Genomic DNA, 24,970 nt, shown 5'->3' with positions numbered 1-24,970 from the left:
AATACGATGCGGCCTGAATTCAGGGCTTGCTTAAATCTTGAATGCCTCACGGTCCTGGCCTTGAATCCAGCGCGGGGGCTTTCCACGGCCTGTCCAAGTCTCACCGGTTTCTTTGTTCAGATATTTTGCTGCAACTTTTTTGCCTGCTGTTGCTGATGACCTGCTGTTTTTAGGACCGCCAAAAATATCTGCAGGGCTGAGTTCAAATTGTTGAACGAGGGCATGAATTTGTGCAAGGGCATCAGCGCGTGCTTGCTGGCGCATCGCGTTAATTTGCTGATCTAATGCTTCACGTTGTTGAATGAGGGCGTCTAATTGCGACATGGCTTTCTTTTTCGTTGAATGTGTTGATGTGATTTTATTATAGCTAATAACTAAAATAGAAAGTGATATGGATTTATTTTTCGATCTTAATGGGGTGGATAAAGCCCTTGCTCTTATTTGTTAGTATCGATTTCATTTGAATGGAACATGCGCGAGCGGGACACCATCAGATTCTGATTGGAGGAGCAAGGCGTGTTTCTAGGTTGACGTTTTGAGGCGATTTTCGTGAGCTTGTGCAGGCATGGCTGAGTGGTTTTACTATGGGCTAGACTCAATACTCTTCAAGGAAAATATATACGTTTTAAAACGTATTCAGATGGCTTTTTTGATTGACTTTGGAGGCTTGTGCCTCGGTAATTGAAAAAGCAGCATCGGCTTAAGCTAGGCTGCCTAGTGTTGGTTTAGCGTATTAGTGGTTTTTATATTGATGATGGTGTGCGTTTTGCTGTCTGTCGAGGTTGAACATAATGGCAAAGTATGTAGTGGGTGATGTACAAGGCTGTAATAGTGCTTTGCAGCGATTATTGGACAAGGTTGATTTCTCGCCCAGCAGAGACCATCTTTATTTGGTGGGTGATTTGGTTAATCGTGGGCCTGAGTCATTGGCGGTTTTGCGGCGTTGCGTCAGCAACCAGAGCAGTATTTCTGTGATTTTGGGCAACCATGATTTGCACCTGCTGGCACGCTATTACGGCGTGCGCAAGGCAGGTAAACGTGACACCATGGAAGAGGTGTTGGAGGCTCCGGATGTGCATAAATTAATGGCATGGTTGCGTCAACAGCCGTTGGTAAGGCAGGTACCGCTCGCCGATGAGGCACTGCTGTTGGTGCATGCAGGGCTCTTGCCGCAATGGAGTGTGACGCAGGCATTGGCCTTGGCTGCAGAGGTGCATGCTGTGTTGGCTGATGAACATGCTTGTCTTGCATTCATGCGTGAGATGTATGGCAACTTACCGGATGTATGGAGTGACTCCCTGCAAGGGATGGACCGTTTACGCGTGATCGTGAATGCATGTACCCGCTTGCGCTTTTGCACAGTTGAAGGGCGTATGGATTTCGACAGTAGCGAAAGCGCAGATCAGGCGCCTGAAGGATTAATGCCTTGGTTTGATGTTCCGGGCCGCAGCAGTGGCCACGAGGCCATCGCATTTGGACATTGGTCAACATTGGGCTTGCAAAACAGCCGCTACCTGATTGCCTTGGATACAGGGTGTGTATGGGGAGGTTGTTTGAGTGCTCTGCGTTTGGATGGGACGTTGGCATCACGCGAGATTATTCAGGTCAAGTGCGAGGCCGCCCAAACACCGGGTTAAGCCGGGTTAAGTTGTTGCGCGCGTGAGTGTGAGTGATAGACATGCGCTCAATTTGCTTTTCATAGTGCACACATGCTCCAAGGTTGCTGTTGGGGCGCTGAGCACAATGCGAGCTCTTGTGTTCTGATACCTTGTGCTTTGCGAGTTGATAGGCGCATAAAGGTAGGGTGACGCGGGAGCGTCGAACACGTTTCGAAGCCCCTTGAATTTTACAAATCAGCCCCTAATTGCTCCCACATATTTACAGGTGATCTTCTCTATGACAGACCAATACCAAGCCCAGGCAGGCTCAACCATGACCTTGCCGCTCTTGCCACTGCGGGACGTGGTGGTGTTCCCCAGCATGGTGGTGCCATTGTTTGTGGGCCGCGCCAAAAGCATCAAAGCGCTTGAAATGGCGATGGACCAAGAGCGCCGCATTGTGCTGGTTTCGCAGAAGTCTGCCTCTCAAGACGATCCCAAAACCGAAGATCTCTTTGAGATTGGTTGTATTGCCACCATTGTGCAAATGCTGAAATTGCCGGATGGCACTGTCAAGGTGCTGGTGGAAGGGCAAGAGCGTGCTTTGCTTCACAGCGTGGTGGAGACGGAAACGCATTTTGAAGCCAGCGTGGCGCCCATGGCTTTGGGTGAGGCTTCTGGCGAAGTTTCAGAGCTTGAAGCCATGCGCCGTGCGGTGATGCAGCAGTTTGAGCAGTATGCCAAGCTGAACAAAAAAATTCCTCAGGACATTGCGACCTCCATTGCGGGTATTGACGATGCGGGCCGTTTGGCCGACACCATCATGGCGCATTTACCTGCCAAGCTTGAAGTCAAGCAGGAGTTGCTTCAAACCATTGACCCTGCACAGAGGCTTGAAGCATTGCTGGAGCAGTTGACCTCTGAAGTTGATATTTTGCAAATCGACAAGCGCATCCGTGGCCGAGTCAAAAGGCAAATGGAGAAAAACCAGCGCGACTTTTATTTGAATGAGCAAGTTAAAGCCATTCAGAAAGAACTTGGCGAGGGTGAAGAGGGCGCAGATATTGAAGAGCTTGAGAAAAAAATCACCGATGCCAAGATGACGGCTGATGCCCGTAAAAAGGCCGACAGCGAAGTCAAGAAACTCAAAATGATGTCGCCGATGTCGGCCGAAGCTTCAGTCGTGCGCAATTACTTGGATGTGTTGGTGGGCTTGCCTTGGGCGAAGAAAACCAAGATCAAGAAAAATCTGGAAGCGGCTGAGAAAATTCTCAACGAGGACCATTACGGTTTGGACAAAGTCAAAGAACGCATTCTGGAGCACCTCGCAGTGCAGCAGCGTGTGGACAAAGTCAAGTCACCTATCCTGTGTTTGGTTGGGCCTCCTGGGGTGGGTAAAACATCGCTGGGGCAGTCCATCGCCAAGGCCACAGGCCGCAAGTACGTGCGCATGGCGCTTGGTGGCATGCGCGATGAGGCGGAAATTCGTGGCCATCGCCGCACCTACATCGGTGCGATGCCCGGCAAGATCCTGCAAAACCTCAGCAAGGTGGGAACACGCAATCCTTTGTTCCTGCTTGACGAGATTGACAAGCTGGGTGCTGATTTCCGTGGTGACCCATCCAGCGCTTTGCTGGAGGTGCTCGACCCCGAGCAAAACAGCAGCTTTGCTGACCATTACGCAGAAGTCGATTTTGATCTCTCTGATGTGATGTTTGTGGCAACCTCCAACAGCATGAACATTCCGCCAGCCTTGCTGGATCGGATGGAGGTGATCCGTCTTTCGGGCTACACCGAAGATGAAAAGCTCAACATCGCTAAGCGGTACTTGCTGCCCAAACAAATTGCCAACAATGGGGTTAAGGCCAAAGAGCTGGATGTGAGTGAAGACGCTATTCGCGACATCGTGCGCTATTACACCCGCGAAGCCGGTGTACGCTCGTTAGAGCGTGAAATCTCGCGCATTTGCCGCAAAGCCGTCAAAGGCATTCAGCTCAAGCAAATGAAAGCACCGGTGCAAGTGAATGCTGATAATTTGGCGGAGTTTCTTGGCGTGCGGAAATTCAATTACGGCCGCGCTGAGAAAGACGACCAGATTGGCCAGGTCGTAGGACTGGCATGGACTGAAGTGGGCGGCGATTTGCTGACCATCGAAGCCGTGACCATGCCTGGCAAAGGCTTGGTCACCCGCACAGGCTCTTTGGGCGATGTGATGAAGGAGTCGGTTGAAGCGGCACGCACTGTGGTGCGCAGTCGTGCTTTACAGCTGGGTATTCAGCCAGTTGATTTTGACAAGAAAGACGTGCACATCCACGTCCCTGATGGTGCCACCCCCAAAGATGGTCCAAGCGCAGGTGCAGCCATGGCCACGGCCTTTGTCTCAGCCCTGACAGGTATTCCTGTGCGTGCTGATGTGGCGATGACCGGGGAAATCACTTTGCGCGGTGAAATCACGGCAATTGGTGGGCTGAAAGAAAAACTGCTGGCGGCTTTGCGCGGCGGCATCAAGACCGCCTTGATTCCCGAAGAAAACGTCAAGGACTTACAGGAATTGCCTGATGTAGTGCGCAATGGTCTGGAGATCATCCCTGTGAAATGGTTTGACCAGGTACTCAAGCATGCACTGGTGCGCCAGCCCGTGCCTTTGTCAGAAGACGATGTGATTGCTGCTACGGCTGCGGCAGTGCCACAGGCTGATGCGAGCAAAGGATCGGGCATGGTGGATGTGGTGTCGCATTGATCCATGCAGCGTTTTGGCCCGGTACTTTTAACGAATGAATGAAAATTTGAAAAAAATCGCGTTTTTCGCTGAAATGCCCGATTTTTGGCATACAATGCGAGCCTTGCTGCTGATCAATGACTGATTAGCACATGCGGGAATAGCTCAGTTGGTAGAGCGATACCTTGCCAAGGTATAGGTCGACGGTTCGAACCCGTTTTCCCGCTCCATATTTTAAAAAGTCGCTTATAAGCGGCTTTTTTTTCGTCTGTGCACTTTGCTTGCATGTACTGTTGAGGTTTTACTCTAAGGATTGCCAGCAATGATCCCTTCCTCTGCAATTGATCGTCGCCATGTGGGCGCGCGTTTGTCTGAAACAGCTGTTTTCAATGGCGTGGTGTATTTGGCTGGGCAAATTCCAGAAAACAGCCCCGGTGCGGACATCACTACCCAAACACAAGAGGTGTTGGGCCATATTGACCGTTTGCTGGCAGAAGTAGGATCAAGCAAGCAAAGTATCTTGCAGTGCCAGATTTATCTGTCTGATGTCAGTGAGATTGGCGCCATGAATACCGTGTGGGATGCTTGGGTGGTGCCAGGGCATACGCCTCCGCGGGCCACCGTTCAAGCGCTTTTGGCCAATCCTGCGTACCGTATCGAAGTGGTTGTGGTGGCAGCTGTTGAGCAGTAAAGCGCGCCGAGTGCGAACTGACTAGGCTGTGTGGCAGGCATGCCGCTGCTGTTTATTCCAGCAGCGTAGGTTGCTAGATAGACAGCGCCGCTTGGCCTAATTGCTCGACAATCCAGGCCGCTGATTGGGTTGGCAATTGCCTGTTATTTTGCCCAGACCATAGAGGCGTGAAATCCGCCAGCCCTTGTGCCTCTGCATGGCTGCGCAAAGGACCGATGCTGCTACTGGCTAAGGGAAAAGCCGGGATCTTTGCTTCATGGGGTTGCAAGCGTTGCATGGCATGGTTGACGATGCCCCGGGCTGCGCCTCCGGTGAATGCACGCGTTAACGCTGTGTGTGTTGCTGCAGCAGACTGTAGGGCCTGTCGATGCAATGGGCTGGTTAATGCTTGCGGGCAGAGCAAGAATGCCGTGCCAACCTGTACGCCTGCGGCGCCCAATGCCATGGCTGCACGCACAGTGCGGGTGTCAACAATCCCGCCAGCGGCAATGACGGGAATGGACAGCACATCGGCCAATTGCGGAACCAGCGCGAACGTCCCCATCTGCAAGCTGGTATCTGTGCTGAGGAAGTGGCCACGGTGCCCACCTGCTTCTAACCCTTGTGCGATGACGGCATCGGCACCATGTGCTTGGAGCCACAAGCCTTCTTCCACTGTTGTGGCGCTGGCGATGACCTTGGCTCCCCAGGCTTTGACGGTGTCAATCAACTCGGCAGCAGGCAAACCAAAGTGAAAACTCACGACCTTCGGTTTGAAGGGGGCAAGGCGCTGTGCCCATTCGGCAGAAAAAGGTTGGCGGCCCGCTTGCAGTGGTGGGATTTGTTGGCTGTCTAGACCCATGCGTTGGTATTCAGGCGCAAGTGCGGCATGCCAACGCGCCTGTGCGTCGGATGAAACGCTGGGCTCTTGGTGGCAGAAAAAATTCACGTTAAAGGCCGCGTTCGTGCCCAGTGCATCATGCAAAGCCTGCAAATTGGTCTGCAAAGCCTCCGGAGTAAGCATGGCGCATGGCAAGGAGCCCAGTGCGCCAGCGTGCGCAGCAGCCAATGCCAATTGGTAGTCTTGGACACCAGCCATAGGCGCTTGAATGAGTGGGTAACGGAGGCCGAGTTGACTGAAAAAAGGGTGCATGAATTCGTGCCTGAATGCGCTATAGCGCGTTGGTGAAAGTCGCCAAGATCGGGGTTCAATGGTTCTCAATTGTATGCAAGTGGTATAACACGCCATCTGTGGGGGGTGTTGAACCTGTCCATAAGCGCGAAGGCTCCAGGTGTAGGGCTTGCGCTGTCTGTGTGTTGAAATTGGCTTGCTGGGAATGAACCATCGCACTTTACGTTTTGTGCTGGCTGCTGTTGGCGTGCTGGCGGTTGCCCTGACCTTGTGGTTCACTACAGGGCGTCAACCTGCGCCCGCTTCTGAGTTCGTGCTTATTGATGGTTCTCGTCAACGTATGGCGGACCTTCGCGGTCAGGTCACACTGGTGAATTTTTGGGCCACCAGTTGCGCACCGTGCGTGGCTGAAATGCCCGATTTGGCCAATACCTACAACCGTTTCAAAAGCCAAGGGTTCGAGCTTATGGCGGTAGCAATGGCTTATGACCCACCCGCGTATGTGGTGAACTTTGCCCAGTCGCGGCAATTGCCTTTCAAGGTCGCCATCGATAACACTGGCGAGATTGCTAAAGCATGGGGCGATGTGCAATTGACGCCCACAACCTACGTGGTAGACAAGCAGGGCACTATTGTGAAAACCTATGTCGGCGCCCCAGACTTTGACGAGTTGCATGGTTTGATTGAGCGCTTGCTGGCGCAGCAAACCGTATGATTGGGCACGGTTTTTGCGGTATTCACAGCCATCACTGCGGTGATGACTGCGTTGTTTTAATGGATTGATCTTGTCATGGAGTCTTCTCCCAATATCGTGATTCGCGCAGCACAAGAGCCAGAAGATATGGCACTGGTGCGTGAGTTATTTGAAGAATATGCGCGCAATTTGCCCGTGGATCTGGACTTTCAGGGCTTTGATGAGGAATTGGCCAACTTGCCTGGCGAATATGCGCAGCCCAGCGGTTGCGTGATGCTGGCATTTGTGGACGAACAGCTGGCAGGTTGCTGCGCCTTGCGTCCCTTGAATACCTCAGATTACTCCAACGCCAGTGAAATGAAACGTTTGTATGTGCGCAAATCATTTCGTGGTTTTGGTTTGGGCCGGACATTGGCCCATGCCATCATGGAAGGGGCTCAACTGGCCGGCTACTCCTGCATTCTGCTCGATACCCTTGATGAAATGGATGCGGCGCGCGCGCTATATGAGGATTTAGGTTTTTACGAAGTGGCTCCGTACTACTTCAATCCTCATCCCGGCGCTTTCTTTTTAAAGGCAGATTTTTATGGATGAGGCCTTGAACAGGCTTTGATCGCCGTTGACAGGTCAGCGTCCTGAGAAGTCGACCCCTAACCACAACATCCACAGTGGCAAGGTCACGATAGTGAGCAGCGTTTGTGTCGTGATCATGGTGGCCATCAAGCGGGCATCGCCCCCCATTTGCCGCGCCATGATGTAAGCGTTGGGGGCCGTGGGTAAGCTGGCATAAAAGCATACGGCCATTTGTGTAGCTTGATCAACACCCAAGGCGCTGCACATCAACAGAGTCAAACCTGGCAGAGCCATCAGCTTGAGGCTATTGGTGATCAGGGTGACCAGCGGCATTGCGCCCTCAAGGCGAAAGACCAAGCCACCCCCAACGCACACCAAACCCAAACCTAGCGCCACACTGCCTAAAATTTCCAGCGCCGATGTCAATGGACCCCATAGCGGCCAGTCGGTCATGTTGTAAACAGCGCCGGCTACGGTGGCCAAAATGATGGGGTTGCGCACCAAATTTCTAAGGATGGAACGGGCCGTTACGCGCTTGCCGCTCCACCAGGCTAAAGCCACTACCGCCACAACATTGACAAGAGGCAAGGCAATGGCCAAGGTCAACATAATCAGTGCAGCCACATTGTCGGGAAAAACAAGGCCTGCTACGGCCAAGCCAAAGTAGGTGCTGGGCCTTGTGGCCCCCTGGATGATGGATGAGCGCGCCGGATCGGGCAGTTGGTGTGCAAGGCGCAGGCCAATCAAACACAGCAGCAAGATGGCTGCCATCGGAACAACCACCAGCAAAGCCAGGGATTGCACAGCACGGGCATCCATGTGCAGTTGTGCCGTACGCAAGAACAGCAGGGCCGGAAAGGCGACGTAAAAGCTAAACCACTCCAGCGCGGGGAACAGCTCTTTGGGGGCATGGGGCGTGCGTTTAATCCATACACCCAGTGCGATGATTAAAAAGATAGGGAGGATGTAGGACAGCATGGTGGGTGCTCCATGAGAGCGTAAAAACGCTTTGAGGACGAATATTACGTTTGGGGTGCTGCGAACAGCACCACTATTGCGCGTGCTTCCATTGATTCGCCACGCCCTACAGGGCCGAGTTTTTCTGCCGTTTTGGCTTTGATATTGACGTGTGCCACAGGCAACTGCAAAGCTGCCGCAACGTGGGCGTGCATGGCTGGCATATGTGGCGCCAACTTGGGGGCTTGGGCGATGATGGTGCTGTCGATATTGCCAATCACCCAGCCAGCGCCTTGCACACGCCGATACGCTTCTTGCAATAGCACGGTTGAGTCTGCACCCTTGAAGGCGGAATCTGTGTCGGGGAAATGTCTGCCAATATCGCCCAATCCAGCAGCGCCAAGCAACGCATCGGTGATGGCGTGCAGCAGTACATCTGCATCGGAGTGGCCAAGCAGGCCTGCCGAGTGGGCAATGGTGACTCCCCCCAGAATCAGGGGGCGACCTGGCACAAGAGCGTGCGTGTCCCAACCTTCGCCAATACGAAAAGCAAGGGGAGCGGCGTTGCTAGAGGGCTGGTTCATAAAACGTCTTTCATTGGGGAGGCCACTTCGTTCCGAGCGCGTAACACCGCTTCGGCCAAAGCGAAATCTTCGGGGTAGGTGACTTTGAAGTTCTGTGCACTTGATGGCACCAATTGTGGCGCGTGCCCAGCCAGTTCGATCGCACTGGCCTCATCGGTGATGGAAGGCAGGTTGTTGCCATCTAGCGCAGCCTGAAGCAGGCCCAAACGGAACATTTGTGGGGTGTGTGCCAACCATTTTCCGCTGCGTGGCACGGTTTGGGCTACGCGTGCAGGTTTCCCCCCTTCATCCAGGCCACTTGATGCGCTGCGTGGTTGCTCTTCTTTCAAGGTGTCAGGCAGCGGCAAGGCCAGTAAGCCACCAATCGCATCGTTTTGGCATGCCTGAATCAGCCGTTCAATCCACTCTGGCGTAATCAAACAACGCGCTGCGTCGTGTACCAACACCCAATCCTCTGGTTGTGCCTGGTAATGCGTTGCCAACACCGCCAAGCCATTGCGCACTGAGGCGGCTCTGCTGGCGCCGCCCACTGGCCAAGCTTGTGTGCGTGCAAAGGCATGCTCGGTTTGACTGGCAAATACCGTGTCGTCTGGGGCAATCACCACAACGGTGTGGCAGATGGTGGGCACCTGTGCAAATGCATGCAAGGTATGGGCCAGCAAACTGCGGCCTAGTAGGCGGTGGTACTGTTTTGGTAGTGGCGGTTGTGTAGTGGCGGCTGCTGTTGAATGCGCCACCGCACGCTGGCCAATGCCTGCGGCAGGGATAACGGCCCAGATACGATGCAAAGATGAGGCGGAGGCTGGTGACATGGATGCGATTGTAGAGCCCGGTCGCGCTGTATATGCCGTCGTGTAATGCGTTTTATCCTTGTGTTTTGAGCCTGTGAGACCGTTCTCTATGCAATTCTGAACTGATGCTTATCGCTGTTTCAGAAGGGGCGCTCGCTCACTGGTATCGGCCTGGACCAAAAGCGTCATCATTCGAATCAGTTCCTTGCGTTCGGCTGGCGATAGTGCTTCGACCGTGCGTGCGTGTGCACGCGCAACAGCTGCAGACATGGCGTCGAGCAAGGTTTGGCCTTCGGTTGTTAGTGCGACCAGTCGAATGCGTCCATCAAGTTCGCTGCGTTTGCGTTCGATGAGCTTACGGTCTTCAAGGCGAGGTAAGACTTCGGCCACGCTGGTGCGCTCAAGCCCAATGCGATGAGACAGAGAGTTTTGATCCAGCTCGCCGTGTTCTTGCAGCGTTGACAGCAAGCTGTATTGCACAGGAGTAATGTTGGCGTCAGGAGTCTCTTCTGCAAACAGCGCGCAGTGAATTTGGTGCAGCCTGCGAATCAGAAAGCCAGGTCGATTCCATAGCGCGGTACTGGTTTTTTTTGACTTTTTGGCAGTGGCCTTTGACGCGGGGGGCATCTTGTCAGTTGGCTTTACTTGTATTGCCGTTTTTGCCACGGTTTTTGCGGGCGATGGGGTGTTGCGTTTGCTGGATTGGGGCATGGAAGCGCTCGGCATGTTCATAGAAGGCTTGTCACAACGGTTTGCTAACGGAAAACAATGGCTTACCACGTGAGACACACAAGTGTATCGAGAGAGTGGGTGCTATAGCGCAAATCTGACGGAATAAGTGGTGTACCTAAGAAAACTGCATCGGAGCAGTTTTGGAGATGGTGTATTGATGTATATATGTGGTATACCTCTCATATATTTCATTTAAACCACGAAAGGATGTGACCATGAAGAAGGTATTACTCAAAGGGGGGCGGGTGATTGACCCAGCAGCCAATCTCGATGCTGTACGCGATGTTCTGATCGATGGGAGCAACATCAGCGCCATTGGTGAGTGTCTGGATAGCGCTGCAGAGTCTGACGTGACAGTCGTGGATTGTCGTGGCAAGCTCGTGTTGCCTGGCTTGATCGACACGCATGGTCACATCTATCAAGGCGTGACAGGGCGCTTTGGTTTGAATCCTGATATGTGCGGTGTGCATTCAGGTGTGACCACCATGGTGGACCAAGGTGGTGCCAGTTGCATTACCTTGCCTGGGTTTCGTCGCTACATTGCGCAGCCTTCAAAAACGCGGATTTTGTCGTACCTGTCTGCCTATTTGGTGGGGGGGCTTGAAGGACATTACTATCCAGAGTTGTACCGTCCGGCCTGTCTGGATGTTGAGGCCACTGTGAAGTCGGCGCAAACTAATAAGGACCTGGTCAAAGGGCTCAAGGCCCATGCCGAAATTGGCGGCTTTGCCCGTTGGGGCTTGGATGTGATGAAGATGGCAGCCCAAATTGGTCAAGAGTCCAACTTGCCGGTGTATATCCACTTCGGGCAATTGTGGCCCAAGCCAGAGAGTGGGGCCAGAGACGTCAACCCGGACAGCATCTTCAACCAAGTGGTTGATTTGCTTAAAGCGGGGGACATACTTGCGCATCCATTTAGTCGGCATCCAGGCGGGTTTGTGGAGCTCAATGGCAGCATCCACCCGATGGTCAAAGAAGCGATCGCAAGAGGACTGAAAATTGATGTGGGCCATGGTTCGCATTTCAGCTTCAATACCGCTCGGATTGTATTGGATGCGGGGATCATTCCCGACACATTGGGTGCTGATATGCATGGCTACAACACCATCGTTCCTCCGCCACCAGGAACGCCCGACTGGCATCCTGATGAAAGTGTGCATATTTTCAAAGGCAACGAACGCTTTGGTCTGGTCTCTGCGATGACCAGTATGCTGGCTTTGGGCCTGCCTTTGAACCATGTGGTGGCCATGGTGACCAGCAATGCGGCCCGCTTGGCGGGGATGGAGGGGGAAATCGGAACCCTCAAAGTCGGTGGTGTTGCAGATGTATCCGTGCTGGAAGACATGCGTGGCAAATGGATCATCCAAGATAACGAGGGCACGCAGGTGGCTATTGACCGTCAGCTCAAACCCTTGTTCTGCTATCGCGCAGGAGAGCGTTTTGAGGCCGATGCGCCGATTTTGCCCACACTGCGCACCCAGGTTGAGTTGGAGGCGGCATAAAGCGTGTTCGAAAGTGCTTCGCGGCCAAATAACGCAGCAGGGCAATGCCCATTTTTGGATTCGCATGCACCATAAACAGTGCAGCAATGCACTAAGACGGTTCTTCAACGGTTGAGCAAGTGTGATTGGCGCCGCCAATCTTGTATCCAAGATTGGCCCGGATATTGCATATGTGGTGTACCACTTACTTTGGTGCATGCGGATGGTTATTTACCCAGCGCATGCCAACCTTTCGCCGCTTGCGGTGCAAGGAAGCCAAGGGGCGGTGTGCCACTCCATCAATGCCAAGTTGTTCCTACACGTTTAGAAGGATTGCGAGCCATGAAAAAGCATTTTCCCCTCATGAAAAAGGCCTTGTCGGGGGCCCTGTTGGTGACTGCTGTTGCCGCACATGCGCAAGACACAGTCAAGATTGGGATTTCCGAACCCTTGACCGGTGCGGTTGCCGCTTCTGGTAACTATGTGACTGAGGGCGCAAAAATTGCCGCCGAAGTCATCAATAAAAAAGGGGGCGTGCTCGGTAAGCCGTTGGAATTGGTGATTGAGGACAACAAGTCCAACCCGCGTGAAGCTGTGAATTCGGTCGAAAAATTGATTTTGCGCGACAAAGTGCCCGTGCTGATGGGCGCATGGAGCTCGACCTACACGCTTGCTGTGATGCCTAAGCTGGAAGAGTACGGTGTTCCGATGGTGGTAGAGACAGCCTCTTCGGGCAAGATTACAGCCGCAGGCAATCCATGGATTTTCCGCACCAGCCCAACCTCAGAAATGGAAGCCAAGGCCTTTGCCACATTGGTTGATTCATACTCGCCAGCTATCAAAAAGGTCGATTTCCTCTCGGTCAACAACGACTGGGGTTTGGGCGCGGCAGCTGAATTCAAGAAGATGTTCGAGAGCAAGGGGATTGCCGTTGGTCGTATGGAAACCATGACGGCCGATGCGACCGATCTGTCCGCCCAATTGGCCACACTCAAAGGCACAGGCTCTGACACCTTGATCGTGACTTCGGGCATTGAGCAACTGACCTTGGCTATTCGCCAGGCTAGTGAGCAAAATTTGCCGCAACGGGTTATCACCACTGGCGGCTCATTTCCTGAGCTGCTGCTCAAAGCGCCGGCTGCCAAAGGCTATGCCAGCCAGCACTTGCTGTTTTTCGCGCCATGGGCTGTTGAAAAAGCCAAGCATCCAGAAGTCGCCAAGGAATTCATGGATGGCTGGAAGGCCAAGGGCCTTGATTTTGCGGGGCAGACAGAAGGCTTTCGCGGCTATGACGGCATTCTGGCCATTGCCGAAGGCATTCGCTTAGCGGGCAAGGCAGAGCCTGAGGCGATCCGGCAAGCACTGTGGAAAGTCAGCATACCGGGGGTCAATGGGGATATCGCGTTCTCCAAAGTAGGTCCTGAGGGCAAGGAAAGCGGTCAGGCCACGCCGAATGTGTATGTGGTCGAACTCAAAGATGGTGAGCCATCGGTGAAGTAAATCAGACACGGGGGCTCTGGCTGGAGTTGTTGCGGGCATTCGCTTGGCTCCAGCACACCTCTCTTGGGTGCTTGGCCTGTGCGCTGAGCCCCGCCACCAACAGCACGATGAACCGACAGAGTCGCAAGGGCGCCTTTGCCAGGAGATTGCACGATGGAACAGTTTTTTCAACACACTGCCAATGGCATGGTCATGGGGTCAACCTATGCCTTGCTTGGGATTGGCTTGACCTTGATTTTCGGGATCATGAAGGTCGTGAATTTTGCGCATGGAGAGTTCTATGCGCTCGGCGCCTATGTTACCTATGGATTCGTTTCCTTAATGGGGCTGAATTTTTTTGGCACTTTGGTGCTGGCCGGCATTATTGGCTTTGCGTTCGGTGCATTGGTGGAGTTCTTTCTGCTGCGCAGACGCAAGCTAGAGGCGATGGACGAAATCATGCTCATCATGATTGCGTTGATGCTGATCATGCAAAACACCGAGCTGTGGCTGTGGGGTGGTGTGGCTAAGGCCGTGCAATCGCCGTTTGGCACGCAATCTTTGCAGTGGGCAGGCGTGTCCATTTCGCCCATTCGCATTTTTGTGCTCTGCACAGCCATCTTTTTGCTGGTGGTGTTTTATTTCATGATTGAGAAGTCACGCATTGGCCTGGCCATGCGCTCGACATTTCAAGACAAGGATGCCGCCAAGATTGTGGGCGTGAACGTCTCACGCATCTACATGTTCACCTTCGCCTTGGGTTCGAGCATGGCGTCAGTGGCTGGTGCATTGCTGGCGCCCGTATTCGTGGTGAGTCCGACCATGGGTGATCTGGTCAATCTCAAAGCCTTTGCCATCGTTATTTTGGGGGGCTTGGGCAGTATCAGTGGCGCTGCCATTGGGGGATTTGTGCTGGCTTTTGTCGAGGAGTTTGGTGCTGGCTACATCTCAACCGCGTATCGCGACGCCTTTGGCTTTTTGATCATTCTGGCCATCATGGTGCTACGCCCGCAGGGTTTGTTTGCCACTAAACAACGGGTGGGGTGACATGATGCGAAAACTCCATGCAAGCTTGTTTTTGGGCAGCGTGCTGCTGCTGGCTTTACTGCCGGTGGCCATGCCAGATCCCTATCTGCTGTCGATTCTGGCCTCGACAGGCATCTTTATTGTGGCTGCCATCAGTTTGAATTTGTTGCTGGGTTTTACGGGGCAGTTGAGCCTGGGGCATGTTGCCTTTTTCGGTATCGGGGCTTACACGTCGGCTTTGTTGTCGTTGGGATTCGACTTGCATTTGCCCTGGCTACAGCAGCCCTGGGTGGTGCAGCCCAAACCGGTGTGGGTCGCCTTTGCGAGCGCCATTGTGGCAGCAGGCTTGGCTGGCTGGTTGATTGGAAAACTGGCCTTCAAAGTGCGCGGCGCTTATTTTGTGATTGTGACCATTTGCTTTGCGCAGGTCATGCGCATGGTCGCCATCAATTGGGTGGACTTGACCGAAGGGCCTATGGCTCTCAACAGCATCCCGGCGCTCACGTTGTGGACGCCCGATGGTCTGGTCAATCTGGTGAGCAAAAAGTCCACTTATTACCTGATCTTGGTAGTGGCCACGTTGGCATACCTGGTGGTAGCAGCAATGGTGCACAGCCGGCTTGGACGTGCCATGGTGGCTTTTCGTGAGAACGAAACACTGGCGCGTTCTGTAGGCATCAAGGTCACACACTACCTCATCATCGCCACGATTGTGGCCGCTGCCATTGCTGGTGCGGCAGGGGCGCTGTATGCCCATACCGTGCGCATCATCGATCCGGATGTGTTCATGTTCATGTTCACCGTGACGATGATCATCATGGTCATCATCGGTGGCAAAGGTACGTTGGCCGGGCCAGTCGTGGGGGGGCTGCTGTTTGGCATGCTGCCAGAGCTGTTGCGCGGCACCGTTGCACCAGAGGTGCAGTGGATCATTTATGGCGTACTCATGATTGTGGTGCTGACCTTCATGCCCCAAGGCATTGTGCCCGCTGTTGCATCGTTGGTGCGTCGATTGCTTCCAGCTCGCGCTGCGGCCCCGGCCAAGCCAGCTGTACAACACAAGGAGGCAGTATGAGTGCTGTTGCATTGCGTTTAGACAACATCAGCATGCACATCGCAGGCTTGAAGGCAGTCGATGGCATCAGCTTTGATGTGCCTGCGGGCCAGATTGTGAGTTTGATTGGCCCCAACGGTGCGGGCAAGACCACCACTTTCAATGTGATTTCCGGCTACATGCGGCCCACTACAGGGCAAGTCAGTCTGTTTGGTGAGGGCGTGACAAACCAAACTCCAGAGCAAGTGGCCAAGAGTGGTTTGATTCGCAGCTTTCAGCGCACCAGTGTGTTTCCCGCCTGCACCGTGCGCGACAACTTGCTGACAGCTTTACACCTGCAAGGCACGACCGGGTTCTGGCAAGCCTTGCTGCGCACCCCTGCCTTTCGTGTGCAAGAAGCGCAACTGCGGCAAGACGCGCAAGCGCTGTTGGAGTTTTTGGGGTTGGCGCACCGTGCAGATGAATTGGCCAGCAACTTGTCGTATGGCGAACAACGCATTCTGGGCGTGGGGCTGGCGCTTGCCGCCAAGCCGCGTGTGTTGTTGCTCGATGAGCCTGCAGCCGGCTTGAATCCTTCTGAGACGGAGGACTTCAAGCACATGATTGGGCGTATCCGCTCCAGCGGTGTCACGGTGCTGTTGGTCGAGCACGACATGCATATGGTCATGAGCATTTCAGACACCATCGTGGTGCTTAACCATGGCCGTTTGATTGCCACGGGCACCCCAGCAGACATTCAGAGTAATTCGGAAGTCATACGTGCGTACTTGGGATCGGGGATCAAAAATGCTCAAGCTTGAACAGGTTTCAGTGAATTACGGCGCGACCTGTGGCGTTGCACAGATCAGCTTGGAAGTGCATGAAGGCGAATTGGTGACCTTGATTGGGGCCAATGGGGCGGGGAAATCCACCACGCTGCGGGCGATCAATGGATTGGAGCCACTGGCTAACGGCCGTATTGTTTTCAATGGGGATGTGATTTCGGGCGTATCGCCTGCGCAAGTGATTGAAAGCGGAATTTCCCACTGCCCAGAAGGGCGCCGTGTCTTTCCACTTCTGACTGTGCGCGAGAACCTGGAAATGGGTGCCTACAGGCGCCAGGACCGCCAGCGTGTCAAACGCGACATGGAGCACATGTTTGACCGCTTTCCTCGCCTGCGCGAACGCCACCAGCAAGTGGCTGGAACGCTCTCGGGCGGTGAGCAGCAAATGCTGGCCATTGCACGGGCCCTGATGGCTAGACCTCGGCTGGTGATGTTTGATGAGCCTTCATTGGGGCTAGCGCCAAATATTGTCGAGCAGATTTTCTCGCTCATCACTGAAATACGCACCGAAGGCGTGACGGTCTTGTTGGTCGAGCAAAACGCTTATGCCGCGTTGGAGATGTGCGACCGGGCGTATCTGCTGGAGAACGGCCGCATCGTTACCCACGGCAGTGCCGCTCAAATGCTTGCTAATCAAGACATTCGAAAAGCCTATCTGGGGGGCTAGCAATGCCATGCAGACCTCTATTTCCACTTCGCAGCGCATCTCCTCTTGTAGAAAAACCGACAGCGGCAATACCGCAGCAGCGGGCCTATCCATTTCACTTTTCACATTAACAAGGACGCAACCATGAGCAACAAAATGATGAGCTTGGCGCTCTTTCTGTTCCCCGGTCAACATCTGGGCGCTTGGCGCCTGCCCGACGCCATCCCTGAAGTGGACGTTGGCATCGACCACTACGTGCGCGCCGCGCAGCTTGCCGAAGCGGCCAAGCTGGACGCGATCTTCTTTGAAGACCAAGCCGCGATCCCCCGCAGCAACGACATCATGAAAGGCGATACCTATGGCGCGGCCAACCCCCGCTCGATCCACTTTGACCCCATGATGCTGTTGCCCGCCTTGGCCATGGCGACCAAACATCTGGGGCTGGCTGCGACATCAACTGCCAGCTATAACGAGCCCTACAACGTGGCACGCCGTTTTGCCTCCATCGACTTCATCAGCAAAGGGCGTGCAGGCTGGAACCTTGTAACCTCCTTCAACGAAAGTGAAGCCCAAAACTTTGGCATGGATGCGCACGCAGGGCATGCTGATCGTTACGAGCGCGCCAGTGAGTTTGTCGATGTGGTGACCGGCCTGTGGGACAGTTGGGAGGATGGTGCCGTCCTGCGCGACAAAGAAAAAGGCCTGTACTTTGACGTCAAAAAAATGCACTTTTTGCAGCACGAAGGCAAGTTCTTCAAAGTGCGCGGGCCATTGACGATGGGCAAGAGCCCGCAAGGTCGGCCTGTGATTTTCCAAGCAGGTTCATCCGAACCAGGCCGCGAGCTGGCAGCACGCACGGCTGATGTGGTCTTCACCTTGCAAACCGACATGGCCGCCAGTCGCGCCTTCCGCGAAGACATTCGCCAACGTGCGGCCCGTTTTGGCCGTGACCCGAACAAAATCAAGGTGCTGCCCGGCATCACCCCGATCGTGGGCGATACGGTGGCAGAAGCGCAAGCCTTCCGCGAGAAGATGCGCGATTTGATCCCCGAAGATTTGGCTATCACCCACTTGATGCCGCATTCAGGTGGCCTGAACTTCCGCGATTACGACCTGAACGGCCCGATGCCTGATTTGCCAGAAACCAATGCCGGCAAATCCCACCGCGAAGCCATCGTCAATCTGGCGCGCAGCGAGAACCTCTCCATCTTGCAAACAGCACGGCGCTTTGCCGAAGGCAGTTACATGAAGTTGGTGGGTACACCCACCACCATTGCTGACACCATGCAAGAGTGGCTGGACAACGACGCCTGCGACGGCTTCTTAGCCGTGCCCACACACTTTCCAGTCGGGGTCGAAGCCTTTGTGCAGCGCGTGGTGCCAGAGTTGCAAGCGCGTGGCATCTTCCGCAAAGAGTACACCGGCAACACACTGCGCGAAAACCTGGGCGTTGAAACGTTCTAAATCCTCCCACTCGGCCACGGTGGCGGCGCTGTCAATGGCCCGCTACCGTGCTCAAGGCTACGATTGAGACACCAAGATGACTATCACCACGCACAAAGACCTGCTGAAATCTGCCATGCGCCGCATGCCAGGGCCCATCTCCTTGATCACCACGCTCGACGCGCAAACGCAGCAGCCAATGGGTATGGCCGCTTCGGCGGTAATCCCGGTATCAATGGATCCGCCCTCCATGCTGATTTCGATCAACAACACAGCCAGCGCTTGTGGCCCCATCGCACAAGCGGGGCGATTTTGCATCAACCTGCTGGCCGTAGACCAATCCGATCTGGTCGCTCCGTTTGCCGACAGTGCCCGCCGTCATGAGCGCTTTAGCACCAATGATTGGAGCACGCAAGACGGCATGCCTTTTCTTCCATCTGCCTGCGCTGCGATTTTCTGTACCGTTCGCCAGACTGTTCCGTTCGGATCGCATACGCTTTTTATTGGCGAGGTGGAGGCTGTAGTTGGCCGCGATGGTGGCGCAGCGCCGCTTGGCTGGTTGGAAGGGCAATTTGCCACTCTTGAACCCATTCCAGCGTCGCATTAATGGCGGTTAACGCAACCCGAAAAACCGAAAGTGTGCGGCTGAAGACTAGGCGCAAAACCCAAGATGCAAAACCTAAGGCAGTTCGGGTGGTACGCCAAGTGGTGTCGCGGCATATCAAGGGCTGTGTTAGCGGCGCTAACAACATGTCTGATGCCTGGCGTGCTGGGTCGTGCGGACTTTGCATTACACGTGCGTAGTTGATGGCTCACGCCATTGCTCTATCAGGAGAAATCAAGTGTCTACTTCTTTCACCCCCAACCCCGCGCGCGGAGTTCGCGGCATGGTTACCGCCCCCAATGCGCTGGCCAGCCAAAGCGCGCTGGCCGTGCTGCGCGAAGGTGGCAATGCTGTGGAGGCCATGGTTGCTGCTGCCTCTACCATTGCGGTGGTTTACCCACACATGAACAGTATTGGTGGCGATGGCTTCTGGCTGATTGCCAAACCAGGTCAGGCACCCATTGGCATTGATGCCTGTGGCGCAGCAGCGCAAGCAGTCAACGCCGAGGCACTGCGCAGCCAAGGGCTTGCCAGCATTCCTTTTCGTGGTGGGGTGGCGGCCAATACGGTGGCTGGCACTATCTCCGGATGGGATGCCGCGCTCAGTTATGCCCGTCAGGAGTTGGGTGCCAAGCTGCCATTAGAGCGTTTGCTGGCCGATGCCATTGCCTATGCGCGCGATGGTATTCCTGTCACGCAAAGCCAAGCCAACTGCACCGCGCAAAAGCTCGATGGTTTGCAACACATTGCCGGTTTTTCCGAGACATTTCTGACCGCTGACGGCCACGTTCCGGCAGCTGGCAGCATCTTTCGCCAGCCCCGTTTGGCGGCGACGCTGGAGCGGCTGGCGCAAGCGGGCTTGGATGATTTTTACCGGGGCGATTTGGCCGCCAGCATGGCGCGTGACCTGCAAGGCTTGGGCAGTCCCCTCTCGCAAGCCGATTTGGCTGCGCACCACGCGGTGGTGACAGAAGCGCTAGTGCTGCAGCACTCTTTGGGTCGCATCTACAACATGCCGCCCCCTACACAAGGCTTGGTCTCGCTGATGATTTTGGGCCAGCTCGACCGTCTTGTTGATGTTAAGAAGATGACGCCCACCTCTGCCAGCTATGTGCATGCTTGCGTCGAGGCCACCAAGCAAGCCTTTGCCGTACGTGATCGCTATATCACCGACCCTGCCTACATGGCCGTGAACCCTGCTAACTTCCTTCAAACCGATGCGTTGGACCAACTCGCCGCTGGTATTGACCCACACCAAGCCCAGCCGTGGGGCAATGGCAAAGGGCCGGCTGATACGGTCTGGATGGGCGTGATCGATCACCAAGGGGTTGCCGTGAGCTTCATCCAAAGCATCTACCATGAGTTTGGCAGTGGCCTTGTGTTGCCAGAATCAGGCGTGAACTGGCAAAACCGCGGTTGCAGCTTCTCGCTCGATGCCAATGCGCTCAACCCATTGATGCCAGGGCGTAAACCGTTTCATACGCTCAACCCAGCCATGGCGCAGTTCGACGATGGGCGCTGCATGGTATACGGCAATATGGGCGGTGATGGTCAGCCGCAATCGCAAAGTGCCGTATTTAGCCGTATCGCTTACTTTGGCATGAATCCGCAAGCAGCTATTGCCGCGCCGCGCTGGCTGTTGGGCCGCACATGGGGGCAGACCAGCGAATCATTGAAATTGGAGTCGCGCTTTCCCGCAGAAACCATCGAGGCCTTGCGCCAAATGGGCCATGAGGTGGACGTGCTGAACGCGTATGACGAAACCATGGGCCATGCCGGTGCGATTGTCCGGCACCCCAACGGCACGCTCGAAGGCGGCAACGATCCGCGCAGCGATGGGGCGGCGTTGGGGTGGTGAAAACCGGCGCAGGTGTTGTCGCTTCAGGTGTTATGTATATAGGCTACGCCTTTGCTGTGCGGCATGCTGCGTGCGTCGCATTCGTTGCGAGTGTTTTGTCTGGTACTTGGGGCTGTGCGTCTGGCCTCAGCCGTCAACGCCGGGTGGGTTGGCATGCAGGTAGCCGGGGCTTAATGTACGGCCTGTAAAGCAGCCTGCACCAAGGGCAGTAGTGCCAGGTTCATCAGGCCCGCCAAAATCATCACCAAGCCTGCAACTGTGCCTTCTTCCTGGCCCAGCTCTTGCGCTTTGGCTACACCTGCACCGTGGGCGCCCATGCCAAACAAGGCGCCTCGGGCCACCCCAGAATGCACATGCAAGTAGCGCAGCAAACCGTTGCCCAAGGCGGCGCCACACAGGCCGGTGACGATCACGAAGGCGGACGTCAAGTCAGGCAAGCCACCCAGTTTGTCGGAGACGGTGACCGCAAACGGCGTGGTGACCGAGCGTGGCATCAAGCTCAGCTGCAAGGCCGCCGAGAGATTCAATTCACGTGCCAACAACCACGCACTCAACAGCGACACCACACTGCCCACAAACGCACCCAAGACCATCACGGGCCAGTATTGGCGAAGCAAAGCGCGGTGCTCATAAATGGGCACGGCAAAAGCAACGGTGACTGGCCCCAGCATCAGCATCAGCCAATGCGTGCCTTGAATGTATTGGCGGTAGCTGACGTGCAGGCCCAGCATGACCACCATCAGTACAACGGGCGCCAGCAGCAGTGGTGAGCAGTACCAGCGCTTGGTTTTTAAGTAAAAGTGCCGTGCTACTGCGTATACGGCGAGCGTCAATGCCGACCAAACCAAGGTATTGATGACCATGTTCATGCCTGCCTGTTCTCTGCATGAGGGCGCAACTGGCGCGTGCGTAATCGGCGCAAAGCTTTGCGATGGCGCACCAGTCGCAAGTACCACTCAATGCTCAACGCCGTGCACGCCATGACCACCAGCGTGCCCAGCACTATGATGAAAAACAACTTCACGCCTACCCAGCCCAGCAGTTCTTGATGGTCCAACACCACCAGCACAGCAGGAATGAAAAACAGCAGCATGTGTTTGATCAACCAATGCGCACCCGCCTGCACCCGAGCCAGGCGCAAACGGTTGTTAATCAGCAGCAGCCACAGAGCCAGCATGCCAACGACATTGCCCAACTGAGCAAGACCAAACCAGCCGGCTGCGCGCGCAGCCAGCCACCACACGCCGATGAGCAGTGCGATTTGAAACGCCGCTGTCTGTGCAATGGACTGCCCCAGTTCAGGCAGGCTTAGCTGCCGCACGCGCAGGAGAGATTGCCGCAAACTGGCCAACGTGAAGCGGCTGGCCAGCGAAGAAAAATGTTGCATTGCACAAAGATAAGACTTTGTGTCGAATTCTCAAAGGGAATAATATTCATGTTATTTATTCCATATTTGAATACACAAGGAGCTGTCATGCGCACGCGCTTACTGGAAATGCTGGTGCAGGTGGTTCGAACTGGCAGTTTTACTGCTGCTGCGCAAGCCACCCACGCCACCCAATCCACGGTGAGTAAGGCCATTCAGCAGTTGGAGCAGGAAGTAGGGGCGCAACTGCTCGAGCGCAGTGTGGCCCCATTGCGGCCTACGGCTGCTGGTGAGATTGTGTTGGCCCATGCGCATAGCGTGCTGGAGGATCTCAAACGCATGGATGAAGAACTGGCCCAATTGCAAGGGCTGCAACGTGGTGTGCTGCGCTTGGGCCTGCCGCCTATTGGCAGTGCGCGCCTGTTCGCCCCCTTGTTTGTGACGTACCGCAAGCGCTTTGCGCACATTGAGATCCATTTGGAAGAACATGGCAGCCGCCATTTAGAACAACTGCTGTTGGCTGGTGAGATTGAGTTGGCCGCAACCTTGCTGCCTGTTTCTGAGGTCTTGCAATCGCAGTTTGTGTTCCAAAGCCGTTTAATGGCCGTGCTGGCTGTAGACCACCCGCTGGCGCACCGTGCACAAATTGCCTTGGCAGAACTGGCAGACACACCGTTTATTTTTTTCGAAGCTGGTTTTGCCCTCAATGCGCAATTGCAGCAGGCGTGCCGGTTGCAGGGGTTCGAACCCCAGGAAGCCACCCACAGCGGCCAAATTGATTTTGTAATGGCTTTAGTGGCTGCCGGTTATGGCGTGGCTTTTTTGCCAGAAATCATGGTGCAGGGCCGTGTACAGCCCCAAACACGTTTTGTGCCCTTGGCCCCGGCTGAAGGTACGGTGTGGCAGTTGGCGCTGGTGTGGCCCAAGAAGCGCCAACTCTCACCTGCAGCCCAAAAGTGGCTTGCGCTGGCGCAGGAACAGCTCAACCCAGAGATAGGTTGCAACACCTAGGGAAGGTCTGCAAAACCCTCGTTGCAGGAATGAGTGAGGTATCAGGATGAGCCGCAAGGCGTCTTTTGAAGGCCATAGCCGCAGCTATGGACGAAAAAGACAACGCAGCGGATCGCTTTAGACCGCGCTCAGACCACAACAGGGAGTTTTACAGACCTTTCCTAGCAAACACATTCTGGATGTTTTTCCCGGGATGGTACTGGCGTACGCCTACGTACAAGCGCTAAACAGACAACCCGCAATGCGCTCTTTCTGAGGCATTGCCCTTTGGGTTGGCACTCAAAAGGCGGCTGCTGCGTTACAAATTCTCGCCTGGTAGATAGCCCGACCGCGGTCTTTGCCCCGCATCGCATCCTTTTGGACTCCAACGCAGTCTGCGTGGTGATCCAACATATTTAGGGCTTGCCAACGACAGCCAATGGCGCTGCATGCTCAATAATGCCGCCTCCTAAACACACCTCCCCGTCGTACAACACAGCCGATTGTCCGGGTGTGACGGCCCATTGCGATTCGCTGAATGACAGTGCAAAACGTGCCGCCTCATCCGCCGCCACCAAGGTACAGGCCGAATCACTTTGGCGGTAGCGGGTTTTGGCAGCATACGCGCCTGACGCTGGTGCGTGGCCCGCAATCCAGCTCGCTTGTCCTGCCTCTAATGTGGGGGACAGTAGGGCGGGGTGGTCGTGGCCTTGCACCACTTGCAAGGTATTGCGCTTCAAATCTTTGCTGGCCACAAACCAAGGCTGGTGCTCGCCGCTGCCGCGTGGCGCGCCTTTTTCTTTCACGCCACCAATGCCTAAGCCTTGACGTTGGCCAAGCGTATAGAACGACAGGCCAACATGTTTGCCGATTTTTCGGCCTTGTTCATCCACGATCGCCCCGGGTTGATGCGCGATATAGCGGTTGAGGAACTCGCGGAAAGGCCGTTCGCCAATAAAGCAAATACCGGTCGAATCTTTCTTTGTGGCATTGGGTAAACCAATCTCTTCGGCAATGCGCCGCACTTCAATCTTGTGGATTTCGCCCACAGGGAACAAGGTTTTGGCCAATTGCGCTTGCGAGAGGCGGTGCAAAAAATAGCTCTGGTCTTTGCTTGGGTCAACGCCCTTTAGCAGTTCATGCAGGCCTGTTGTGGCATTCAGGCGCGCACGCGCGTAGTGGCCTGTGGCAATGCGCTCTGCACCCAAGCGCATGGCATGGTCTAAAAACGCCTTGAACTTGATCTCTGCATTGCACAGCACATCAGGGTTGGGGGTGCGACCTGCTTGGTATTCGCGTAGAAATTCAGCGAACACACGGTCTTTGTATTCGGCTGCGAAGTTGACATGCTCAATCTCAATGCCAATCACGTCAGCCACGGCTGCGGCATCAAGAAAGTCTTGCCGACTGGAACAAAATTCGCTGTCGTCGTCATCTTCCCAGTTCTTCATGAAGATACCCACGACCTCATGCCCGGCTTGTTTCAAAAGCCAAGCACTGACGGCGGAGTCCACGCCGCCACTCAACCCTACTACGATGCGCTGTTTCTGTGTCATGGGGCGAAATTATGCGCCCTGGCGCAGGGGTTTGCTGGTGTAGGGCGTTGCAAACCCTGCCGCCCTGCGCGATAGGCGATCAAAGGTGTAGTAGCCCCTCAACTCCCCCTTACCCTCCCACCTTAGCGCGGCGCCAAGGCCGTGCGCTAGCCGCACAGGCCATCAGCAGTGCCAGTGCCGCCAAAGCCCATGT

At 55.0% G+C, this 24,970-nt stretch carries 24 protein-coding genes and 1 tRNA gene; 16 read left to right on the top strand and 9 right to left on the bottom strand.

The annotated features are described in order from the left end of the window. Nucleotides 1–30 precede the first annotated feature (30 nt). Nucleotides 31–324: an H-NS histone family protein gene (locus E9531_RS05560; RefSeq protein ID WP_136572763.1), complete on the bottom strand. Its 294-nt coding sequence runs from the start codon at nt 322–324 to the stop codon at nt 31–33. A gap of 467 nt (nt 325–791) precedes the next feature. Between E9531_RS05560 and E9531_RS05555 the strand changes: the two genes are divergently transcribed. The 4 genes from E9531_RS05555 to E9531_RS05540 all read left to right on the top strand — a co-directional run bounded on the left by E9531_RS05555 (nt 792) and on the right by E9531_RS05540 (nt 5,008). Continuing rightward, on the top strand, nt 792–1,637 hold the full coding sequence (locus E9531_RS05555; RefSeq protein WP_136572762.1) for a symmetrical bis(5'-nucleosyl)-tetraphosphatase: 846 nt from the start codon (nt 792–794) through the stop codon (nt 1,635–1,637). Nucleotides 1,638–1,896: 259 nt separating this feature from the next. After that, nucleotides 1,897–4,338: an endopeptidase La gene (gene lon, locus E9531_RS05550; RefSeq protein WP_244609999.1), complete on the top strand. Its 2,442-nt coding sequence runs from the start codon at nt 1,897–1,899 to the stop codon at nt 4,336–4,338. A gap of 133 nt (nt 4,339–4,471) precedes the next feature. Then, nucleotides 4,472–4,547, top strand: a tRNA-Gly gene (locus E9531_RS05545). A 92-nt stretch (nt 4,548–4,639) separates the two neighbouring features. Beyond that, nucleotides 4,640–5,008 carry a RidA family protein gene (locus E9531_RS05540; protein WP_342210846.1) on the top strand — a complete coding sequence of 123 codons (369 nt, stop codon included), beginning with the start codon at nt 4,640–4,642 and terminating at the stop codon, nt 5,006–5,008. 73 nt (nt 5,009–5,081) lie between these two features. Here the strand turns inward: E9531_RS05540 and E9531_RS05535 are convergent, their stop codons facing one another. Continuing rightward, nucleotides 5,082–6,140: an NAD(P)H-dependent flavin oxidoreductase gene (locus E9531_RS05535; RefSeq protein ID WP_136572761.1), complete on the bottom strand. Its 1,059-nt coding sequence runs from the start codon at nt 6,138–6,140 to the stop codon at nt 5,082–5,084. 184 nt (nt 6,141–6,324) lie between these two features. Here E9531_RS05535 and E9531_RS05530 point away from each other — a divergent pair, with 184 nt between their 5' ends. Together E9531_RS05530 and E9531_RS05525 are read left to right on the top strand one after the other, a co-directional pair. After that, nucleotides 6,325–6,834: a TlpA disulfide reductase family protein gene (locus E9531_RS05530; RefSeq protein ID WP_136572760.1), complete on the top strand. Its 510-nt coding sequence runs from the start codon at nt 6,325–6,327 to the stop codon at nt 6,832–6,834. Nucleotides 6,835–6,909: 75 nt separating this feature from the next. After that, nucleotides 6,910–7,407, top strand: a complete 498-nt coding sequence (locus E9531_RS05525) for a GNAT family N-acetyltransferase (RefSeq protein WP_136572759.1) — start codon at nt 6,910–6,912, stop codon at nt 7,405–7,407. A gap of 33 nt (nt 7,408–7,440) precedes the next feature. Here E9531_RS05525 and E9531_RS05520 read toward each other — a convergent pair whose 3' ends face one another. The 4 genes from E9531_RS05520 to E9531_RS05505 all read right to left on the bottom strand — a co-directional run bounded on the left by E9531_RS05520 (nt 7,441) and on the right by E9531_RS05505 (nt 10,429). Continuing rightward, nucleotides 7,441–8,364, bottom strand: a complete 924-nt coding sequence (locus E9531_RS05520) for an AEC family transporter (protein ID WP_136572758.1) — start codon at nt 8,362–8,364, stop codon at nt 7,441–7,443. A gap of 44 nt (nt 8,365–8,408) precedes the next feature. Further along, nucleotides 8,409–8,927: a 2-C-methyl-D-erythritol 2,4-cyclodiphosphate synthase gene (ispF, locus tag E9531_RS05515; protein ID WP_136572757.1), complete on the bottom strand. Its 519-nt coding sequence runs from the start codon at nt 8,925–8,927 to the stop codon at nt 8,409–8,411. After that, on the bottom strand, nt 8,924–9,739 hold the full coding sequence (ispD, locus tag E9531_RS05510; protein ID WP_136572756.1) for a 2-C-methyl-D-erythritol 4-phosphate cytidylyltransferase: 816 nt from the start codon (nt 9,737–9,739) through the stop codon (nt 8,924–8,926). The genes ispF and ispD overlap by 4 nt, the downstream gene beginning before the upstream one ends. 108 nt (nt 9,740–9,847) lie before the next feature. Further along, entirely contained in the window at nt 9,848–10,429 is a 582-nt protein-coding gene (locus tag E9531_RS05505; RefSeq protein WP_211343376.1) for a MarR family winged helix-turn-helix transcriptional regulator, read from the bottom strand. A gap of 236 nt (nt 10,430–10,665) precedes the next feature. On the opposite strand from E9531_RS05505, the gene E9531_RS05500 reads away from it, so the two are divergent. From E9531_RS05500 to E9531_RS05460, 9 genes are all read left to right on the top strand, one after another. Then, nucleotides 10,666–11,952: an amidohydrolase/deacetylase family metallohydrolase gene (locus E9531_RS05500; RefSeq protein WP_136572755.1), complete on the top strand. Its 1,287-nt coding sequence runs from the start codon at nt 10,666–10,668 to the stop codon at nt 11,950–11,952. 321 nt (nt 11,953–12,273) lie between these two features. Then, on the top strand, nt 12,274–13,431 hold the full coding sequence (locus E9531_RS05495) for an ABC transporter substrate-binding protein (protein ID WP_211343375.1): 1,158 nt from the start codon (nt 12,274–12,276) through the stop codon (nt 13,429–13,431). Between the two features lie 153 nt (nt 13,432–13,584). After that, a complete protein-coding gene (locus E9531_RS05490; protein WP_136572754.1) occupies nt 13,585–14,457 on the top strand; it encodes a branched-chain amino acid ABC transporter permease in 873 nt (290 codons plus the stop codon). 1 nt (nt 14,458) lies between these two features. Next, a complete protein-coding gene (locus E9531_RS05485) occupies nt 14,459–15,511 on the top strand; it encodes a branched-chain amino acid ABC transporter permease (RefSeq protein WP_136572753.1) in 1,053 nt (350 codons plus the stop codon). Further along, the gene (locus tag E9531_RS05480) at nt 15,508–16,290 is read left to right on the top strand and encodes an ABC transporter ATP-binding protein (RefSeq protein WP_136572752.1); all 783 of its coding nucleotides are present in this window, start codon (nt 15,508–15,510) and stop codon (nt 16,288–16,290) included. Before E9531_RS05485 ends, E9531_RS05480 begins: the two co-directional genes overlap by 4 nt. Continuing rightward, nucleotides 16,277–16,981 carry an ABC transporter ATP-binding protein gene (locus E9531_RS05475; RefSeq protein ID WP_136572751.1) on the top strand — a complete coding sequence of 235 codons (705 nt, stop codon included), beginning with the start codon at nt 16,277–16,279 and terminating at the stop codon, nt 16,979–16,981. The genes E9531_RS05480 and E9531_RS05475 overlap by 14 nt, the downstream gene beginning before the upstream one ends. A gap of 123 nt (nt 16,982–17,104) precedes the next feature. Beyond that, nucleotides 17,105–18,424: an LLM class flavin-dependent oxidoreductase gene (locus E9531_RS05470; RefSeq protein WP_136572750.1), complete on the top strand. Its 1,320-nt coding sequence runs from the start codon at nt 17,105–17,107 to the stop codon at nt 18,422–18,424. A gap of 76 nt (nt 18,425–18,500) precedes the next feature. Further along, nucleotides 18,501–19,010: a flavin reductase family protein gene (locus E9531_RS05465; RefSeq protein WP_136572749.1), complete on the top strand. Its 510-nt coding sequence runs from the start codon at nt 18,501–18,503 to the stop codon at nt 19,008–19,010. Between the two features lie 280 nt (nt 19,011–19,290). After that, nucleotides 19,291–20,865 carry a gamma-glutamyltransferase family protein gene (locus E9531_RS05460; protein WP_136572905.1) on the top strand — a complete coding sequence of 525 codons (1,575 nt, stop codon included), beginning with the start codon at nt 19,291–19,293 and terminating at the stop codon, nt 20,863–20,865. 170 nt (nt 20,866–21,035) lie between these two features. On the opposite strand, the gene E9531_RS05455 is transcribed toward E9531_RS05460, so the two are convergent. After that, a complete protein-coding gene (locus E9531_RS05455; protein WP_342210845.1) occupies nt 21,036–21,728 on the bottom strand; it encodes an LrgB family protein in 693 nt (230 codons plus the stop codon). Nucleotides 21,729–21,730: 2 nt separating this feature from the next. Continuing rightward, nucleotides 21,731–22,252: a CidA/LrgA family protein gene (locus E9531_RS05450; protein ID WP_136572747.1), complete on the bottom strand. Its 522-nt coding sequence runs from the start codon at nt 22,250–22,252 to the stop codon at nt 21,731–21,733. Nucleotides 22,253–22,300: 48 nt separating this feature from the next. Here E9531_RS05450 and E9531_RS05445 point away from each other — a divergent pair, with 48 nt between their 5' ends. After that, the gene (locus E9531_RS05445; protein ID WP_244609998.1) at nt 22,301–23,242 is read left to right on the top strand and encodes a LysR family transcriptional regulator; all 942 of its coding nucleotides are present in this window, start codon (nt 22,301–22,303) and stop codon (nt 23,240–23,242) included. A gap of 395 nt (nt 23,243–23,637) precedes the next feature. On the opposite strand, the gene mnmA is transcribed toward E9531_RS05445, so the two are convergent. Beyond that, nucleotides 23,638–24,777, bottom strand: a complete 1,140-nt coding sequence (gene mnmA, locus E9531_RS05440) for a tRNA 2-thiouridine(34) synthase MnmA (protein WP_136572746.1) — start codon at nt 24,775–24,777, stop codon at nt 23,638–23,640. Nucleotides 24,778–24,970 lie beyond the last annotated feature (193 nt).

Origin of the sequence: Lampropedia puyangensis, from assembly GCF_004833285.1 — a bacterium.
In the GTDB taxonomy this organism is placed as follows: domain Bacteria; phylum Pseudomonadota; class Gammaproteobacteria; order Burkholderiales; family Burkholderiaceae_C; genus Lampropedia; species Lampropedia puyangensis.
Note: the sequence above shows the minus strand (reverse complement) of the source record. Positions and strands in the feature narration are given on the sequence as shown.

Coding starts and splice junctions, on each gene's coding strand:
- E9531_RS05490 (WP_136572754.1), top strand. CDS start 13,585: ATGGAACAGTTTTTTCAACACACTGCCAATGGCATGGTCATGGGGTCA.
- E9531_RS05530 (WP_136572760.1), top strand. CDS start 6,325: ATGAACCATCGCACTTTACGTTTTGTGCTGGCTGCTGTTGGCGTGCTG.
- E9531_RS05520 (WP_136572758.1), bottom strand. CDS start 8,364: ATGCTGTCCTACATCCTCCCTATCTTTTTAATCATCGCACTGGGTGTA.
- E9531_RS05475 (WP_136572751.1), top strand. CDS start 16,277: ATGCTCAAGCTTGAACAGGTTTCAGTGAATTACGGCGCGACCTGTGGC.
- E9531_RS05555 (WP_136572762.1), top strand. CDS start 792: ATGGCAAAGTATGTAGTGGGTGATGTACAAGGCTGTAATAGTGCTTTG.
- E9531_RS05525 (WP_136572759.1), top strand. CDS start 6,910: ATGGAGTCTTCTCCCAATATCGTGATTCGCGCAGCACAAGAGCCAGAA.
- E9531_RS05485 (WP_136572753.1), top strand. CDS start 14,459: ATGATGCGAAAACTCCATGCAAGCTTGTTTTTGGGCAGCGTGCTGCTG.
- ispD (WP_136572756.1), bottom strand. CDS start 9,739: ATGTCACCAGCCTCCGCCTCATCTTTGCATCGTATCTGGGCCGTTATC.
- E9531_RS05455 (WP_342210845.1), bottom strand. CDS start 21,728: ATGGTCATCAATACCTTGGTTTGGTCGGCATTGACGCTCGCCGTATAC.
- E9531_RS05480 (WP_136572752.1), top strand. CDS start 15,508: ATGAGTGCTGTTGCATTGCGTTTAGACAACATCAGCATGCACATCGCA.
- mnmA (WP_136572746.1), bottom strand. CDS start 24,777: ATGACACAGAAACAGCGCATCGTAGTAGGGTTGAGTGGCGGCGTGGAC.
- E9531_RS05505 (WP_211343376.1), bottom strand. CDS start 10,429: ATGCCCCAATCCAGCAAACGCAACACCCCATCGCCCGCAAAAACCGTG.
- ispF (WP_136572757.1), bottom strand. CDS start 8,927: ATGAACCAGCCCTCTAGCAACGCCGCTCCCCTTGCTTTTCGTATTGGC.
- E9531_RS05465 (WP_136572749.1), top strand. CDS start 18,501: ATGACTATCACCACGCACAAAGACCTGCTGAAATCTGCCATGCGCCGC.
- E9531_RS05500 (WP_136572755.1), top strand. CDS start 10,666: ATGAAGAAGGTATTACTCAAAGGGGGGCGGGTGATTGACCCAGCAGCC.
- E9531_RS05450 (WP_136572747.1), bottom strand. CDS start 22,252: ATGCAACATTTTTCTTCGCTGGCCAGCCGCTTCACGTTGGCCAGTTTG.
- E9531_RS05560 (WP_136572763.1), bottom strand. CDS start 324: ATGTCGCAATTAGACGCCCTCATTCAACAACGTGAAGCATTAGATCAG.
- E9531_RS05470 (WP_136572750.1), top strand. CDS start 17,105: ATGAGCAACAAAATGATGAGCTTGGCGCTCTTTCTGTTCCCCGGTCAA.
- E9531_RS05495 (WP_211343375.1), top strand. CDS start 12,274: ATGAAAAAGCATTTTCCCCTCATGAAAAAGGCCTTGTCGGGGGCCCTG.
- E9531_RS05460 (WP_136572905.1), top strand. CDS start 19,291: ATGGTTACCGCCCCCAATGCGCTGGCCAGCCAAAGCGCGCTGGCCGTG.
- E9531_RS05445 (WP_244609998.1), top strand. CDS start 22,301: ATGTTATTTATTCCATATTTGAATACACAAGGAGCTGTCATGCGCACG.
- E9531_RS05535 (WP_136572761.1), bottom strand. CDS start 6,140: ATGCACCCTTTTTTCAGTCAACTCGGCCTCCGTTACCCACTCATTCAA.
- lon (WP_244609999.1), top strand. CDS start 1,897: ATGACAGACCAATACCAAGCCCAGGCAGGCTCAACCATGACCTTGCCG.
- E9531_RS05540 (WP_342210846.1), top strand. CDS start 4,640: ATGATCCCTTCCTCTGCAATTGATCGTCGCCATGTGGGCGCGCGTTTG.